At 57.9% G+C, this 14,471-nt stretch carries 17 protein-coding genes, 1 tRNA gene and 1 pseudogene; 10 read left to right on the top strand and 9 right to left on the bottom strand.

The features are described 5' to 3' along the window. Window positions 1-55: 55 nt before the first annotated feature. From yajC to queA, 3 genes are read right to left on the bottom strand one after another with little or no spacing between them, the layout of a single operon-like run. On the bottom strand, window positions 56-394 hold the full coding sequence (yajC, locus tag FW764_RS17970) for a preprotein translocase subunit YajC (RefSeq protein ID WP_003175975.1): 339 nt from the start codon (window positions 392-394) through the stop codon (window positions 56-58). A gap of 43 nt (window positions 395-437) precedes the next feature. Then, entirely contained in the window at window positions 438-1,553 is a 1,116-nt protein-coding gene (gene tgt / locus FW764_RS17965; protein ID WP_003175976.1) for a tRNA guanosine(34) transglycosylase Tgt, read from the bottom strand. 5 nt (window positions 1,554-1,558) lie between these two features. Further along, window positions 1,559-2,608, bottom strand: coding sequence for a tRNA preQ1(34) S-adenosylmethionine ribosyltransferase-isomerase QueA (gene queA / locus FW764_RS17960; protein WP_446435022.1), 1,050 nt, complete (start codon window positions 2,606-2,608; stop codon window positions 1,559-1,561). Between the two features lie 108 nt (window positions 2,609-2,716). Here queA and FW764_RS17955 point away from each other — a divergent pair. Both FW764_RS17955 and FW764_RS17950 read left to right on the top strand, forming a co-directional pair. Then, window positions 2,717-2,801, top strand: a tRNA-Leu gene (locus tag FW764_RS17955). A 94-nt stretch (window positions 2,802-2,895) separates the two neighbouring features. Next, a complete protein-coding gene (locus tag FW764_RS17950) occupies window positions 2,896-3,225 on the top strand; it encodes a hypothetical protein (RefSeq protein ID WP_446435021.1) in 330 nt (109 codons plus the stop codon). Here FW764_RS17950 and FW764_RS17945 read toward each other — a convergent pair. Then, entirely contained in the window at window positions 3,175-3,834 is a 660-nt protein-coding gene (locus FW764_RS17945; protein ID WP_446435020.1) for a LysE/ArgO family amino acid transporter, read from the bottom strand. The two genes, FW764_RS17950 and FW764_RS17945, sit on opposite strands and share 51 nt — an antisense overlap. Window positions 3,835-3,858: 24 nt before the next feature. After that, complete coding sequence (locus FW764_RS17940; protein ID WP_446435019.1) at window positions 3,859-4,665, bottom strand: 2OG-Fe(II) oxygenase family protein; 807 nt, start codon at window positions 4,663-4,665, stop codon at window positions 3,859-3,861. A gap of 231 nt (window positions 4,666-4,896) precedes the next feature. Between FW764_RS17940 and FW764_RS17935 the strand changes: the two genes are divergently transcribed. Then, window positions 4,897-5,589, top strand: coding sequence for an NBR1-Ig-like domain-containing protein (locus FW764_RS17935; RefSeq protein ID WP_446435018.1), 693 nt, complete (start codon window positions 4,897-4,899; stop codon window positions 5,587-5,589). Between the two features lie 30 nt (window positions 5,590-5,619). On the opposite strand, the gene FW764_RS17930 is transcribed toward FW764_RS17935, so the two are convergent. Continuing rightward, on the bottom strand, window positions 5,620-6,255 hold the full coding sequence (locus FW764_RS17930; protein WP_446435017.1) for a LysE family translocator: 636 nt from the start codon (window positions 6,253-6,255) through the stop codon (window positions 5,620-5,622). A 133-nt stretch (window positions 6,256-6,388) separates the two neighbouring features. Here FW764_RS17930 and FW764_RS17925 point away from each other — a divergent pair, with 133 nt between their 5' ends. Together FW764_RS17925 and FW764_RS17920 are read left to right on the top strand one after the other, a co-directional pair. Then, window positions 6,389-6,760 (top strand): PH domain-containing protein, encoded by a 372-nt coding sequence (locus FW764_RS17925; RefSeq protein WP_446435016.1) that lies wholly within the window; start codon window positions 6,389-6,391, stop codon window positions 6,758-6,760. 154 nt (window positions 6,761-6,914) lie between these two features. Then, a complete protein-coding gene (locus tag FW764_RS17920; RefSeq protein WP_446435015.1) occupies window positions 6,915-7,691 on the top strand; it encodes a M12 family metallopeptidase in 777 nt (258 codons plus the stop codon). A 217-nt stretch (window positions 7,692-7,908) separates the two neighbouring features. On the opposite strand, the pseudogene FW764_RS17915 reads toward FW764_RS17920, so the two are convergent. Next, window positions 7,909-8,203, bottom strand: a pseudogene (locus FW764_RS17915) (DUF3077 domain-containing protein). Window positions 8,204-8,735: 532 nt separating this feature from the next. On the opposite strand from FW764_RS17915, the gene FW764_RS17910 reads away from it, so the two are divergent. Beyond that, window positions 8,736-9,023, top strand: a complete 288-nt coding sequence (locus FW764_RS17910; RefSeq protein WP_446435014.1) for a colicin E3-like toxin immunity protein — start codon at window positions 8,736-8,738, stop codon at window positions 9,021-9,023. 4 nt (window positions 9,024-9,027) lie between these two features. Continuing rightward, a complete protein-coding gene (locus tag FW764_RS17905; RefSeq protein ID WP_446435013.1) occupies window positions 9,028-9,489 on the top strand; it encodes a hypothetical protein in 462 nt (153 codons plus the stop codon). Between the two features lie 263 nt (window positions 9,490-9,752). On the opposite strand, the gene FW764_RS17900 is transcribed toward FW764_RS17905, so the two are convergent. Both FW764_RS17900 and FW764_RS17895 read right to left on the bottom strand, forming a co-directional pair. Next, window positions 9,753-10,127 (bottom strand): c-type cytochrome, encoded by a 375-nt coding sequence (locus tag FW764_RS17900; RefSeq protein WP_446435012.1) that lies wholly within the window; start codon window positions 10,125-10,127, stop codon window positions 9,753-9,755. A 42-nt stretch (window positions 10,128-10,169) separates the two neighbouring features. Then, on the bottom strand, window positions 10,170-10,712 hold the full coding sequence (locus FW764_RS17895; RefSeq protein ID WP_446435011.1) for a demethoxyubiquinone hydroxylase family protein: 543 nt from the start codon (window positions 10,710-10,712) through the stop codon (window positions 10,170-10,172). A gap of 197 nt (window positions 10,713-10,909) precedes the next feature. Here FW764_RS17895 and FW764_RS17890 point away from each other — a divergent pair, with 197 nt between their 5' ends. The 3 genes from FW764_RS17890 to FW764_RS17880 all read left to right on the top strand — a co-directional run bounded on the left by FW764_RS17890 (window position 10,910) and on the right by FW764_RS17880 (window position 14,342). Further along, window positions 10,910-11,290, top strand: coding sequence for a response regulator (locus tag FW764_RS17890; RefSeq protein WP_446435010.1), 381 nt, complete (start codon window positions 10,910-10,912; stop codon window positions 11,288-11,290). Between the two features lie 197 nt (window positions 11,291-11,487). Further along, window positions 11,488-12,102 carry a biliverdin-producing heme oxygenase gene (locus FW764_RS17885; protein WP_446435009.1) on the top strand — a complete coding sequence of 205 codons (615 nt, stop codon included), beginning with the start codon at window positions 11,488-11,490 and terminating at the stop codon, window positions 12,100-12,102. Beyond that, window positions 12,099-14,342 carry an ATP-binding protein gene (locus tag FW764_RS17880; protein WP_446435008.1) on the top strand — a complete coding sequence of 748 codons (2,244 nt, stop codon included), beginning with the start codon at window positions 12,099-12,101 and terminating at the stop codon, window positions 14,340-14,342. Before FW764_RS17885 ends, FW764_RS17880 begins: the two co-directional genes overlap by 4 nt. The last annotated feature ends 129 nt before the right edge of the window (window positions 14,343-14,471 follow it).

The raw sequence follows: 14,471 nt of genomic DNA, 5'->3' as shown, positions 1-14,471 counted from the left end.
CCCGCTTATAACGCGGGGCGCCTTGCGCGCCCCGTCGATTGGTAAAAGTTGTTACTCAGATCGCTTTGAGCGTGCCTTTTGGCAGCGTGGCGGCGATGGCGCCCTTCTGGAACTTCATTTCAACGGTGTCGGACACTTCCAGAACCACGAAAGCATCAGAAACTTTGGTGATCTTGCCGGCGATGCCGCCAGTGGTCACAACTTCGTCGCCTTTCTGCAGGCTGCCCAGCAGGTTTTTCTGCTCTTTGGCGCGCTTGGCCTGTGGACGCCAGATCATCAGGTAGAAAATGACCAGGAAGCCGACCAGGAAAATCCACTCGAAACCACCGCCCATAGGGCCGGCAGCAGCAGGCGCAGCGGCGTCAGCCATGGCATTAGAGATAAAAAAGCTCATTTAGCACTCCAGTTGCAAATAGTGAATCTTAGGGTCGGAAAACTCAGTCCAAGGGCGGCACAGGGAGCCCGCGCTTGGCATAGAAGGCATCGACGAAGGCGGCCAATGTACCCTGTTGAATAGCCTCGCGCAAACCAGCCATCAGGACTTGGTAATGACGCAAATTGTGGATGGTATTCAACATGCTACCCAGCATTTCCCCGCACTTGTCCAGATGGTGCAGATAAGCACGCGAGAAGTTCTGGCAGGTGTAGCAGTCACAGGTGGGATCCAGCGGCGAATCATCATGGCGATGGAACGCGTTTCGGATCTTCAGCACGCCTGTATCGATGAACAGATGCCCATTGCGAGCATTACGGGTTGGCATCACGCAATCGAACATGTCCACACCGCGGCGCACACCCTCTACGAGATCTTCAGGTTTGCCAACGCCCATAAGGTAACGAGGTTTGTCAGCCGGCATCAGGCCCGGCAGGTAATCCAGCACTTTGATCATCTCGTGCTTGGGCTCGCCCACCGACAAACCGCCGATGGCCAGGCCGTCAAAGCCGATCTTGTCCAAGCCTTCCAGCGAGCGCTTGCGCAGGCTTTCGTGCATGCCGCCCTGGACGATACCGAACAGCGCCGCAGTGTTATCGCCGTGGGCGTTCTTCGAGCGCTGGGCCCAACGCAGCGACAGCTCCATGGAAATGCGCGCCACGTCTTCGTCAGCCGGGTACGGCGTGCACTCGTCAAAAATCATCACGATGTCGGAGCCCAGGTCGCGTTGCACCTGCATCGACTCTTCCGGCCCCATGAACACTTTGGAGCCGTCCACCGGCGAGGCGAAGGTCACGCCCTCCTCCTTGATCTTGCGCATGGCACCCAGGCTGAACACCTGGAAACCACCGGAGTCGGTGAGGATCGGGCCTTGCCACTTCATGAAGTCATGCAGGTCGCCATGCTTCTTGATCACTTCCGTACCCGGGCGCAGCCACAGGTGGAAGGTGTTGCCGAGGATGATCTCGGCGCCGGTGGCGACGATGTCACGCGGCAGCATGCCTTTGACGGTGCCGTAGGTGCCCACGGGCATAAAAGCCGGAGTTTCAACAGTGCCGCGCGGGAAGGTCAGGCGACCACGACGGGCTTTACCGTCAGTGGCCAACAGTTCAAACGACATACGACTCATAAAACTCCCTCTGGGCCGCGTGGCGCCGGGTTTCGGGTGATAAACATCGCATCACCGTAGCTGAAAAAACGGTACTCGTTGGCGATGGCGGCTTGATACGCGGCCATGGTTTCCGGGTAACCGGCAAATGCCGACACCAGCATCAACAGCGTGGATTCCGGCAAATGGAAGTTGGTTACCAGGCAATCGACCACATGGAACGGCCGGCCCGGAAAAATAAAGATATCGGTGTCGCCACTGAACGGCTTGAGCACGCCATCACGCGCCGCACTCTCCAGCGAACGCACGCTGGTGGTGCCCACCGCCACCACCCGCCCGCCGCGCGCCTTGCACGCGGCCACGGCATCCACGACTTCCTGGCTGACTTCCAGCCACTCGCTGTGCATATGGTGGTCTTCGATGTTATCCACACGCACCGGCTGAAACGTCCCGGCCCCCACGTGCAGGGTCACATAAGCGCTTTCGACGCCCTTGGCGGCAATCGCGTCCAGCAGCAACTGGTCGAAATGCAATCCGGCTGTCGGCGCGGCCACAGCACCCAGGCGCTGGGAGTACACCGTCTGATAGCGCTCGCGGTCCGCGTCTTCGTCGGGGCGGTCTATATAAGGAGGCAACGGCATATGGCCGACACGCTCCAACAGGGGCAACACCTCTTCGGCGAACTTGAGCTCGAACAACGCGTCATGGCGCGCGACCATCTCGGCCTCGCCACCGCCATCGATCAAGATGCTCGACCCCGGTTTCGGCGACTTGCTGGAACGCACATGGGCCAGCACGCGATGGCTGTCCAGCACCCGCTCCACCAGAATTTCCAGCTTGCCGCCAGAGGCTTTCTGGCCAAACAGCCGTGCCGGAATCACCCGGGTATTGTTGAACACCATCAAATCGCCTGGGCGTAAATGCTCAAGCAAATCAGTGAATTGACGGTGTGCAAGGGCACCGCTGACCCCGTCCAGGGTCAGCAGTCGACTGGCGCGACGCTCGGCCAAAGGGTGGCGAGCGATCAGCGAATCAGGGAGTTCAAAAGTAAAGTCAGCAACGCGCATGATGGGGTTCGTCTAGCAGGGCCGGGAAGTCTAGCGGAAATAGTGAAAATAGACCATGAAACGTGATTGACCAACGGTAATCTCATCTCTATACTTCGCCGCCATTGAGCCCTGATGGCGGAATTGGTAGACGCGGCGGATTCAAAATCCGTTTTCGAAAGAAGTGGGAGTTCGATTCTCCCTCGGGGCACCATCTTAAAGAAAGACCTTGAAATTCAAGGTCTTTTTTTTCGCCTGTAGAAAAGTGAGTATGCGCAGGCCAACGCAGACGTTGAGGAGCCGAGACCATGGAATTGACGCTGGAAGCTGTTGCGCTTTTTGCTCTCAAGCTGGTGCATGAGACCGAAGGCGCGAGCCCGGTTCTGCGAGATGACCTCGTCATGGATGGGTATGAGCGCGAGGTGTTTGGGTTGTTGGTGCGCCAAGGAGATTTGGCCACGATTCAACGCAAGCTTGATGAGTGCATTGCCCAGGCCTTGAATACCTTAGGCGGCGCCGACACCGTACTCGGTCGCGAATTGCATAAGCTGACCACCGATGTGCAACAGGCCACCAGCCTTGATGAGCTAAGCGCGCCGCTGACCACCCTCCAGGACTATCTGAAAGATATCCAGTGAATCAATGATCAACATACCCGCCAAGTAAACCATCAGCACCGCAACACCAGCGTCCAAGCATCGCCAGACTACGGGCGCGCGAAACAGCCATGTCAAACGCTGACATCCCAGCGCCAACAGCACAAACCACACCAACGATGCCGTCATGGCCCCCGTCGCGAACAGTGCTTGTTGGCCTGCGGGTTTGGCCGCACCGATAGAGCCGATCAGCACCACCGTATCGAGCCAGGCGTAGGGGTTGGCGAAGCCGAGCACTATCGCCGTGCGTAACAGCCCGCGTTGCGAGTTACCGCCTTGAGTGTCCGGCATGGACTGGTTGCGGATGCAGGCCAGCAAGCGCTGACCACCGAACCACAGCAGATAGGCCGCGCCGGACAAGAGCATTATCGCCATCACCGCCGGCCAACTTTCCAGCACAGACCCTAACCCCGTCACGCCGATAGCGATCAGGAGGATATCGGCCAGCACACAAATAGCGACCACCCACCAGATGGGACCACGGCCGACACCTTGGCGGATCACCAAGGTGTCTTTTGGGCCGGGGGCGGCGAACAGTCCGATACCCAGAAGCAAGCCTTCGAGGTACAGGGCGTTGAAGTGAGGAAACATGGAATGTTCGAGTCCGCGAGGCGATTAGAGAAGTTGAATCGGCTGATTGCCGAAACCGGTATGACGAGCATTGACGGCGCTGTTCAGGTCAATGGGTTTGCGGCGAAAGAAGCTTGTCGGCTGCTGTTCCGGGCTCGGATTTGCAAAGTAAATCAACGAACTTCTGGCGACCGGTTGCTTAGGCGCCAGCACAGCATGGTAAGCAGCCGGAATGGACTGATCGGAAAGCTCAGTGAGCAACGACCCTGCCAGCACTGCAATCTCACCTTCCAGAAGCCGAACGGGCTCTAATGAAGCCCCCCTGACCAAGACCAGCCCTTCGCGGGTAGGCTTGATAAACGACAGCATGTGCCCATCTTCATGAGGGTCCTGAGCAAATTGACGCACGCCGTTTGTGGCCTGAGCACCGTAGACACAGAGTTGGATGTAAGACGCCAAACGCAAGGGCGCTAATGGAGCAACGCCGAACTCTGCACAGATGCCGTCCATCAATGTTTGGGCGAGCTCGCTGATCTGGCGCTCAAAACTATCCACAGCAGTGAAGAACGGGCTTTGGGTGAATTCCAAATCCGTTCGCTTCGGCGCATGCGCAGGCCAGTAACAGAAGCGTTCACACAGGTCCGGGTGGTCTTCGATGCTCGAATACTCGGCGCCAAAAGGGAAAAAACCGTCCGTGTCTTCGGCAAAGGAAAATGATTGCTTGGTGGTTTGGGAAATTGCCACGTACCCATCAATGATCTTTTTGTAGTCCTGCTGCATCGCATCTGAGATTTGCAGGGTGCCAAAGCCTGATCGAGCAATGGATTCACAGCACGCTTTTATCTGTTTCATAGCCATATCCAGAGATGGTTGTAAAGGAATGCAACAAACACGGGGTCGCAAGCATGCGAGAAACCGCGACACTGGATATAGCCAATCAAAACGCGGACTATCCATGTCCTTCACAACGTCGCCAGCAGGATGCGAGTGTGCATGGCCCACTAAACGTTGCGACGGGCAGGTTGTCCTTTTTAGCTAACAACGTGACGACTTTCACCAAGGACTGGGGATGAGTAATCAACTATGAGCATCAAGACGCGCGACACCCTCCGGGCGCTGGTCGTACGACGCAGCCGGGAACTGGGCAAATCCATGACCACCCTGGCCAAGGAAGCCGGCATATCCAGAACCTACCTTTATGGGTTGGCCGGTGGCGCCTCTCAAGATCCCTCGGTGCGCACACTGATTAAGTTGGCCAAGGCGCTTCAGGTTTCACCGCTGCTACTGTTCCGCTACTTCGCCGATTTGGCAGGCGCTCCGGTGGGCGCTCACTCAATGGCTGCCACTAACCGAGCTATCGGCCTGCAAGACCCTGGCGACGTTGCCGTCTTCAACGCAGACGTCTCCACGCCAGACCAAACCGTCGTGTTACCCGGTGAGACGTTTCAGAAGACCTGGGAGATCCAAAACCTCGGCGACCGCCCCTGGCGCGGCCGCAAGTTGGTGCGAGTAGACGGCGAATACGTGATCGCCCGACGCACCACCACGGGCGCGCCATTGGAAGTGGTGATGGACACGCACCTGCGCAGCCTGAACAACGAAATCCCCATCGCCGAAACACTGCCCGGCCAGCCGGTACACCTCACAGTGGAATTCGCCGCGCCCAAGGAAACCTGCACCGTCACGTCGATCTGGCGGATCGAGGATGAACACGGCCAGCCGTGCTATGGCCCCGCCTTCATCCTGCATGTGATCGTCAACGTCATGGCCCGCTGAGCACGAAACCAAACACTGTGTTGCCCCCACTTACCGCCGCCCTTCAACCGCCATCCTCACGGCTAAGCCCATCAACACCGAGCCCATCAGCCAACGCTGCAGCACCTGCCAACTCGGGCGGGTGACAAAGAACACCGCGATGGAGCCCGCCATGATCGCAATCACCGAGTTAACGCTTACGCTGATGGCAATCTGCGTAAAGCCCAGCACCAGGGATTGCGTCAGCACACTGCCATGGCCGTTCGGGTCGATGAACTGCGGCAGCAACGACAAATACATCACCGCCACTTTGGGGTTCAGCAGGTTGGTCACAAAGCCCATCATGAACAGCTTGCGTGGGCTGTCCTGGGGCAAATCCCGGACCTGAAAGGGCGAGCGGCCACCCGGCTTGACCGCCTGCCAGGCCAAGTACACCAAATACAACGCCCCGCCGAGCCGCAGCACGTCGTACGCAAAAGGTACCGCCATCACCAACGCGGTAATCCCCAATGCCGCGCACAGCATGTAAACCACAAACCCCAACGCAACACCGCCCAGGGAAATCAACCCAGCCGTACGCCCCTGGCAAATCGAGCGGGAAATGAGGTAAATCATGTTTGGCCCGGGCGTGAGCACCATGCCGAGTGAGATCAGGCCATAAGCAAGCCAGCTGGACAGTTCGGGCATGGCGCCGCTCCTGCATGAGTATGTTGGCCGTCATGGTAGAGCGTTGAAAAGCAGGGCGTCAGATACAGATCCGCGAGCAAAACGTCATACACCCGCACAGGCCTTTGCCGCACCACGCACTCAGGACAGGCACATGATCGACTTCAACAACAAAGGTTTCTTCAAACTCAAACAAAATAACGAATACGCCGAACGCGTCTCGGCCCTGCTGCTCGACGGCGAAGAAGTGATCGACGCCTACAAAGCCATGCGCGACGGCGTGGTCTTCACCACCCAGCGCATCATCGCCGTGAACGTGCAGGGAATTACCGGCAGCAAGAAGGACTTCACCTCGCTGCCGTACAAAAATATCGTCGCGTACTCAGTGGAAACATCCGGCACGTTTGATCTGGATTCGGAGCTGGAGATTTACTTTTCGTCGCTGGGGAAAGTGAAGTTTGAATTCACTGGGAAGACGTCAATTGTGGAAATCTCTCGAATCATTTCCAAGCACCTGCTGAGCTGACCCCTTATGCGCTTAATTGTTTATCAGCCGCTCAAGCTCGGTCGTTTGGAGGCCAGCGACAGATAAAGTAATTGACTAAACAAGCCTGCACAGGGAACTGTAGACCTCACCGGCAACACCCAAAGGTTCCTATAGCCCTTTGGTGATATGTCTTATGATCAATTCTCCCAGTCTCTTTCAACCGTTTCATACCGCCGCCTACGCGGACAACGCCTCAAGCCCTGATGCGCAGTCTGTCAGCCCGATACGAACCAAGCGCAACGTGATCGACCAAACCCAGCTCTGGCCCAATGGTTCGACGATCACGATAGCGCTATATGACGCTAACGAAGAGGAGGCAAAAGCGATAAAGGACGTGATCAACGAATGGCTGCCTTACGTCAATCTCAAGTTCAATTTTGTCTTGGGCGAAGAAGGCGACATCCGTATCGCTCTCAACCATATCAATAACACCTTCGGTTCTGCGGTAGGGACAGACGCGAAAAAAAAACCGCCACACCTGCCCACGATGATCCTGCCGGGCGATATCCATTCACCCAGATTCCGTTTCGTGGTGCTGCATGAGTTCGGGCATGGCTTGGGCGCGCTGCATGCTCACCAACACCCTAATTCAGGCATTCCTTGGGACAAGCAGAAGGCGTATGACCACATGCTCAAGCACTATGGTTGGACCCAGGACCTCGTCGACAAAAATATCTTCCCCCTAGAGCGTAGCGATAAGCACAGCTACCAACCTTACGACAGCGATTCGATAATGCATTACGAGGTCAGCCCCGACTGGACAGATGGCAGTTGGGGTCAATCGGAAACCTGGGATATCAGCGACGGCGATATCGCCCAAATGAAACAGGCTTACCCCATGCCGAAGCCACCTGCGCCGGCGCCTCTTTCCCAAGCGTTGCTTAAGCGCCCCCCCGATGAGCCAACATAACCCCTGACCAAGCGATACCGCCCGACTCGACGCACGCAGGGCATCAAGCACTTGCTCACCTCGATCAGCAGGCAAAAAAGACCTTGGCGTCCCAAGGTCTTTTTTACTGCCTGCACGGCTTAGCTGGTGCGCCTCGATCCAAACGTGGGAGCTGGCTTGTGGGGTCGCCGCATCGCTGCGAAGACGCCAGCCGCCGCCCCCCAATCAAATCACCCGCTTACACCGAAACAGCCTCGCCCTCCTCCAACACCCCATCCGCCAAATCATCCACCACCGCCTTCGCCATCTCTCCCAAATACTGTGCCGCCCAGGCGTAACGGTCCGCGCTCTTGTCCATGGCGGCATCCAACGCGATGCATTTTGGAACGGTGCAGCAGCTCGCAAGCATGCTCCAGGGCATCGCGAATGGGCACGCCGGCATTGACGCGGAATAGACAGTGGAGGTTGGGCTGTTTGCCGCAGGTGGAGAAGGTGATGACGCCGAGGGTTTTGTTGAGGGGTGGGTTGATCATTAGGCACCTCCGGGTTAAACGGTGGTGGTGACTACAGTGCTGCGAGGGTACGACCTGTCAGAAACCCTCATGGCTTAACTCCTAATGTAGAGAAGAGCCGCCACGTTCGTTTCCAGGCGAATGGGTGGCAGCTATGCGCAGGCTGGAAAACCGGGACAATAGGAACCCGGCAGACCCGAAGGCCTCCCGCACACAGCCGCCATAACACGGATATGCCAGCACAAAAACACCAGCACTCGTGATAAAAATAGTGGCACCTGTGCGCTATTGTTCCACGGGTTTCCAGGCCCGGTCGTCTCGTTAATGACGACGATCAGGACGGTAATCCGAAAATGTGAGACCTGAAGGCATGCTCTTGTATGTACAGATTTCGCGCACTGCCCCCCCATAAAATCAGAACGGTCCTACTCGCTCCAGGGCCGTTAATGCCCGGCTGACTTTTCCCACACTCACAGTCGGACATGGCCAATATCAGCCTCTGATTCTCCCTCGTAGGCTCACTCCTTCACACAAGGAAGTAAGGCCTTCAAAGATGGCTATGAAAATTGAACTGTTCTGGTACAAAAAGCTCTGCGATGACTTAAAAGCGGATGAGTACTCATCGGACATTGATGATGAGGACAGCATTCTTTACTCACTCGACCTGCATGAGGAACCAGAAATTTTTGCCGGAGTATTCAATGTCTTCCCCAGTTGGATAGGCATTCTTCAGCCGTACTTCCAGCATGTGATAGAGCCAAGCCTTTTCGACTACCAAATTTCCTTCCGCTACCAAGGCACTCGGCCGCCACCTCCTAAGCAAACCAGGAAGGAATCCTGACGCAATGAAAAAGCCCCTCCTCTACCGCTCATTCAATACCCGAACCCATGGCGTGCGACACGGTAGCGGTTTCGCCTATCGCTATGAACGGCACACTAAAAGCGAAAAAAGCTCGCTGTCCAGCCGCGGCTCAATGCACAGCCATCAACGACACGGTTTTGACTACACGCCGCTATTCCGCTTTCTCCTGTCCAAAGTCGGCCAGCCGTGGGACAAAGTTTTCAGCGAAGCCAACGCCCGATTAGATCGCCCGGAGCCGGTGTTCTGGATTGTCGCGTTACATGAGGTCGACAAGAAAGAGTATGTGGAAATGGGTGGATCTACCTACTACAGCGGCTTGTTCGTCGACCCCGCAGGCTTGCTGCAAAAAGTTAACCCACACTTGACGCCCGAACAGATGAAACCGTTTTGTAACTGCTGCACCCACACCTTCAACGGTGTGGTATTCCCGCAGGCCCCACGTTAAAACTCATCCCTACTTCACCCCACTCCCCGCCCCCTCAACCAACATCCGATTCGCCGAATCGGCCACATCAAACACCTGCTGCGCGCACGCGCCGCCTTTGAACTGCAACGCCACCCAATACACCTTCGCTCGCTCCGGCATGAAGCGACTGAGCAACGGCCCGCAAATTGAGTCGATCCGAAGAGCTTCAACGCTTACAGGGGCTGACGCGCGGGCTGCATGAAAGCGCGCGGCTGATGCTGTTCAAGAATGTGCGCGAGTGATCACTTGGGCTGGAAAGTTTCCAGGTAGGCCAGGATGTTTTCAATCTTCTCCGGGTCGCTGATGCCCCAGAAGATCATACGCGTGCCGCTGACCACCTTCTTCGGCGCCTCGATGTAGGCGGCGAGCTTGTCGCGGGTCCAGACCACGCCGGAGTTTTTCATCGCGTCGGAGTACTGGTAATCCGTGGTGGTGCCGGCGGGTCGGCCGATGATGCCGTTAAGCTCTGGGCCAAAGCCGCCGCGCGCACCTTCGCCGATGCTGTGGCAGCCGCCGCAGGTCTTGCTGAAGAGTTTGCCGCCTGCCTCGGCATCGCCCCCCGCAAAGGCCGGGCCGGTGTTGAGGATCAGGGCAAGGATCAGTAAGGCGTACTTCATGGTGGGCTCCACAGCGGGTGTTACGGCGATTATGCCTGTTTGTCAGGAGCGCATGCCCATCCAGATCACCGTTTCCGTCCACGCCGTGACCACCGGCGTGAGCGCCCTGAACCACGGGTCACGCACATCAATCTGTGCGGCCGAGTGGTCGTGGTGGTGTTGTTCCTCCTCGACGATCGAAGCAATCGCCGCCACGGCTAAGGGGTCGATGTCGTGCAAGGTATGAAGTTGATGCGCCAGGTGTTTGAGCACCACGCTTTCGACCGCGACCGTGGTAGCGACGATAGCCTTACGCCCGCACAGCCCGGTGATCAACCCCAACACCAGCCCACCCAGCCCGCAGAGCCAATAACTGCGGCAACGGCGATAACGACGGCGCTGCAACTCGGCCTGGAATATCGCACGGTGACGGCGTTCGTGGGCAAGAAACTCCTTCAACTGCGCAACCATGCCTGGGGCAAAAAACCGCGCCATAAACAATTGGCCACTGTAGATGCAGATCGCACCATGCTCGCCGGCGTGGTCGACTTTGATCATGCGGCTGGCAAGGTCTTGGTCGATCAACAGGGCGGAAGAAGCGTTCATGTTTGACGGCCTTATACGGTGGCCAGTGTGAAGCAGGCCGGTCCTTGGAGGGAAAGCGTCGGTATCGTGCAATACGCCCTGCAAATGCGCAATCTAGACCCTCCAAACGACCATCCATCGCCCCAAAGATATTCAATCGAACCTAATCATATCCGCCCCACTCCACCTTAATGAACCCTGATGGTGGAGTAAGGATCATGGCTCAGCCATCGATTTTAGTGCTGGAAGACGACGAGATCATTCGCTCGTTAATGGTCGACGTACTGGAGGACTTCGGGGCTCACGTCACCTCGTTTCCTTCGGCGGACGAAGGGATGATTTACCTGGAACGCGGCGATGATCCGGTGGACCTGATTGTCAGCGATATCCAAATGCCCGGCCTGCTCAACGGGTATGACCTGAGCAAGGTAGTGGCGCATCGTTGGCCATCAGTGCCGGTGGTGCTGACCTCCGGCAATACCAAACTGGCGGCGCAGTTGGGGGGCTCCGTGCGTTTTTTGCCTAAGCCTTGGAGTGCTGAACACCTGGTTGAGTGCGTGCAAACCGCACTGACCCAACAGGGCTCGTCCCTGCATTGATAGCACCGCAACATCACTTGAACCGAACTTGAAGCGCCGCTCTGTGGTCATTAATCACGCAAGGAGCGACTTTTCTGATCCGCCGGTCAGCCTTTTCGTATTGTACGTACAGTTGACGGCCATGAGTTGTGTAGAATCGTCGCCCGTTTCACTCGCGTCATTCATGGCCGAAAAGGCCCACACTTCGAGCCCATCGCATGCATTCACTGGACCCTGACGTTGGTGCGCCCTCATTGCTGGAAGCGCTGCGCTCAGGCACCGGCCTGTTGCATGTAGCGCTGGAAAAACGCCTGCCGTTTTTCTCTGAGTGCATGGATGCCGAGTGGTACCGGCGCTTGCTCCAGGCGTACTACGGTTTTTATGCACCGATGGAAGCTGCGCTGTACGACAGCGGCTTGATTCCGGATGGATTCGATACAGCGTTGCGGGTGAAAACGCCAACATTGCTGCGCGATCTCTACGCCCTTGGCCTGACTGACGATGCCATCAGTGCCCTGCCCCGTTGCTGCGAACACCGCACTTTCGATACCCCCGCCGCCTGCTTAGGTGCCCTATACGTGCTGGAAGGCGCGACCCTGGGTGGCCAAGTGTTACGCCGGGAAATGGCTCAGCGCCTGGGCATTGAGGCGGACAACGGCGGCGCGTTTCTTAATGTGTACGGTGCCGAGACCGGTCGGCGCTGGAAAGATTTTCTCGATTACCTGGCCCGCCAGCCACTGGACGCGCACGCCAAACAGCGCGCGGTGGCAGCAGCTTGTTCGACATTCAGCGGCTTCGAGCAATGGCTCGCCAGCCAGGAGGTACTGCTATGAACACCGAAGATTTTGAACAATTGCTTGCCAACTGTGCCGACGAACCCATCCGCACCCCCGGTGCAATACAGCCCCATGGTGTGCTGCTGACGCTGTCGGAGCCGGACCTGCACATTATTCAGGTCAGCGCCAACGTCGGCACCCTGTTCGGCCACCCGCCCGAGGCACTGCTGGGCCAGCCGCTGCACAACTTGCTGGGCGCGGAACACGCCCAAGCGGTGCGGGCCATGGCTGAACACAACACGTTTTCAGACGCGCCGGCGCTGCATGTCAGCTTCAACGGTGCGCAATTCGAAGGCCTACTGCACCGCCATCAAGACGTGCTGGTGCTGGAATTCGAACCACGCCTCACAGACTTCAAACCCCGAGCCCTGAATGGCCGCACCAGCGACCTGGGCAAGATGCTGCAACGCCTGCAGTCGGCGAAAACCCTGCAAGCGCTGTACGAAATCAGCGTGAATGAAGTCCAGGCCATGACCGGCTACGACCGGGTGCTGATCTACCGTTTCGAAGAAGAAGGCCATGGCCAGGTGATCGCCGAAGCCTCGGCGCCGTCCATGGAGTTGTTCAACGGCCTGTTCTTCCCCGCGTCCGACATCCCCGAGCAGGCCCGCGAGCTGTACCGCACCAACTGGTTGCGCATCATCCCCAATGCCGCCTATGAGCCGGTGCCACTGGTGCCTAAACTGCGCCCGGACACCGGTGAGCCGCTGGACTTGAGCTTTGCCACCCTGCGCAGCGTGTCGCCGATTCACTGCCAGTACATGCAAAACATGGGCGTGTTGTCGTCCATGAGCATTTCCTTGATGGCGGGCGACAAGCTCTGGGGGCTGATCAGTTGCGGTAACCGCAAGCCGCTGTTGGTGCCCAATGAACTGCGCATGGCCTGCCAAACCATCGGCCAGGTGCTGTCGTTGCAGATCAGCGCCATGGAAGCCCTGGACCTGAGCCGTCAGCGCGAAGAAAAACTCGAGGCCCTGGCCTTGCTTGAGCGAGCGATGAAAGCCTCTGAACAAAACGTGTTCGATGGCCTGGCCCAGCAACCGCACGTGCTGATGGACCTGACCCTGTCGGGTGGCGTGGCGATCATCGAAGACAAACAACTGCACCGCTACGGCAATTGCCCGGAGCCTGAACAAATTCGGGCACTGCACAAGTGGCTGCAAGCCAGTGGCGAGCCGGTGTTCTCCAGCCACAACCTGACCGCGGTGTACCCGCCAGCTGCCGAGTTCCAGCGAGTGGCCAGTGGTGTGCTGGCCATGACCCTGCCAAAGCCTGTGGATAACGGCGTGCTGTGGTTTCGCCCGGAGGTGAAAGAGAACATCAATTGGAGCGGCGACCCGAACAAGCCGCTGAACCTGGAAAATTCCGACGCAGGTTTACGCCTGCGCCCACGCACCTCGTTTGAAATCTGGAAAGTGGAAATGGCCGGCATCTCCACCAAGTGGAGCCACGGCGACCGCTTTGCCGCCAACGACCTACGCCGCTCAGCCCTGGAAAACGACCTGGCCCGCCAAGTGTTGCGCGAGCAACAAGCCGTGCGCGCCCGCGATGATCTGGTCGCCGTGGTGTCCCACGACCTGCGTAACCCGATGACCGTGATCTCGATGCTTTGCGGAATGATGCAAAAGGCCTTCAGCTCCGAAGGCCCACACACCTCGCGGCGGATTTCCTCGGCCATCGACACCATGCAACAAGCCGCCGGGCGGATGAACGTGCTGCTGGAAGACTTGCTCGACACCTCGAAAATCGAGGCCGGGCGTTATGTGGTCAAGCCGGTGGCGCTGGACGTCAGCCAGATGTTCGAAGAAGCCTATGCCCTGCTCGCGCCGTTGGCGATGGAGAAAGGCATAGAGCTGTCGTTCAACACAGAGCAGGGCCTGCAGATCAATGGCGACCCGGAGCGTCTGTTCCAGGTGCTGTCGAACCTGATCGGCAATGCCATCAAGTTCACCCCGCGCCAAGGCAACATCGGCATCAGCGCCATGAGCAACGGCGAGGAGATCGTGTTTTCGGTGCGCGATTCCGGCGAAGGCATTGCGCCGGAGCAGTTACCCCATGTGTTTGACCGCTACTGGACCCAGACCGAGAACAACCCCACCGGCAGCGGGCTGGGGCTCTACATCACCCAAGGCATTGTGCAGGCGCACGGGGGGCGGATCGAAGCGCAAAGTCAGGTGGGCCAGGGCAGCGAGTTTAGCTTTACGGTGCCTAAGGCCACAGAACAACTGCCTACCTGACGCGGTTAAAATGTGGGAACGGGCTTGCTCGCTCCCACATTTAGGTATCTTTTGTGTGTTGTTACACCACCACCCCGCCACCCCGGCGCTCGGCCAGAATCAACGTGCCGCCGCGCGCCAACATAATGG

This window comes from Pseudomonas sp. 1152_12 (genome assembly GCF_052850675.1).
The sequence above is the reverse complement of the archived record's forward strand: the minus strand, read 5'-3'. Positions and strand labels throughout refer to the sequence as shown.

Bases quoted from the DNA above. Each gene is read 5' to 3' on its own strand.
- FW764_RS17930 (WP_446435017.1), bottom strand. From the start codon at position 6,255: ATGCCCGAACTGTCCAGCTGGCTTGCTTATGGCCTGATCTCACTCGGC.
- FW764_RS17920 (WP_446435015.1), top strand. From the start codon at position 6,915: ATGATCAATTCTCCCAGTCTCTTTCAACCGTTTCATACCGCCGCCTAC.
- tgt (WP_003175976.1), bottom strand. From the start codon at position 1,553: ATGTCGTTTGAACTGTTGGCCACTGACGGTAAAGCCCGTCGTGGTCGC.
- FW764_RS17910 (WP_446435014.1), top strand. From the start codon at position 8,736: ATGGCTATGAAAATTGAACTGTTCTGGTACAAAAAGCTCTGCGATGAC.
- FW764_RS17905 (WP_446435013.1), top strand. From the start codon at position 9,028: ATGAAAAAGCCCCTCCTCTACCGCTCATTCAATACCCGAACCCATGGC.
- FW764_RS17945 (WP_446435020.1), bottom strand. From the start codon at position 3,834: ATGTTTCCTCACTTCAACGCCCTGTACCTCGAAGGCTTGCTTCTGGGT.
- FW764_RS17890 (WP_446435010.1), top strand. From the start codon at position 10,910: ATGGCTCAGCCATCGATTTTAGTGCTGGAAGACGACGAGATCATTCGC.
- queA (WP_446435022.1), bottom strand. From the start codon at position 2,608: ATGCGCGTTGCTGACTTTACTTTTGAACTCCCTGATTCGCTGATCGCT.
- FW764_RS17885 (WP_446435009.1), top strand. From the start codon at position 11,488: ATGCATTCACTGGACCCTGACGTTGGTGCGCCCTCATTGCTGGAAGCG.
- FW764_RS17950 (WP_446435021.1), top strand. From the start codon at position 2,896: ATGGAATTGACGCTGGAAGCTGTTGCGCTTTTTGCTCTCAAGCTGGTG.
- FW764_RS17935 (WP_446435018.1), top strand. From the start codon at position 4,897: ATGAGCATCAAGACGCGCGACACCCTCCGGGCGCTGGTCGTACGACGC.
- FW764_RS17880 (WP_446435008.1), top strand. From the start codon at position 12,099: ATGAACACCGAAGATTTTGAACAATTGCTTGCCAACTGTGCCGACGAA.
- FW764_RS17940 (WP_446435019.1), bottom strand. From the start codon at position 4,665: ATGAAACAGATAAAAGCGTGCTGTGAATCCATTGCTCGATCAGGCTTT.
- yajC (WP_003175975.1), bottom strand. From the start codon at position 394: ATGAGCTTTTTTATCTCTAATGCCATGGCTGACGCCGCTGCGCCTGCT.
- FW764_RS17900 (WP_446435012.1), bottom strand. From the start codon at position 10,127: ATGAAGTACGCCTTACTGATCCTTGCCCTGATCCTCAACACCGGCCCG.
- FW764_RS17895 (WP_446435011.1), bottom strand. From the start codon at position 10,712: ATGAACGCTTCTTCCGCCCTGTTGATCGACCAAGACCTTGCCAGCCGC.
- FW764_RS17925 (WP_446435016.1), top strand. From the start codon at position 6,389: ATGATCGACTTCAACAACAAAGGTTTCTTCAAACTCAAACAAAATAAC.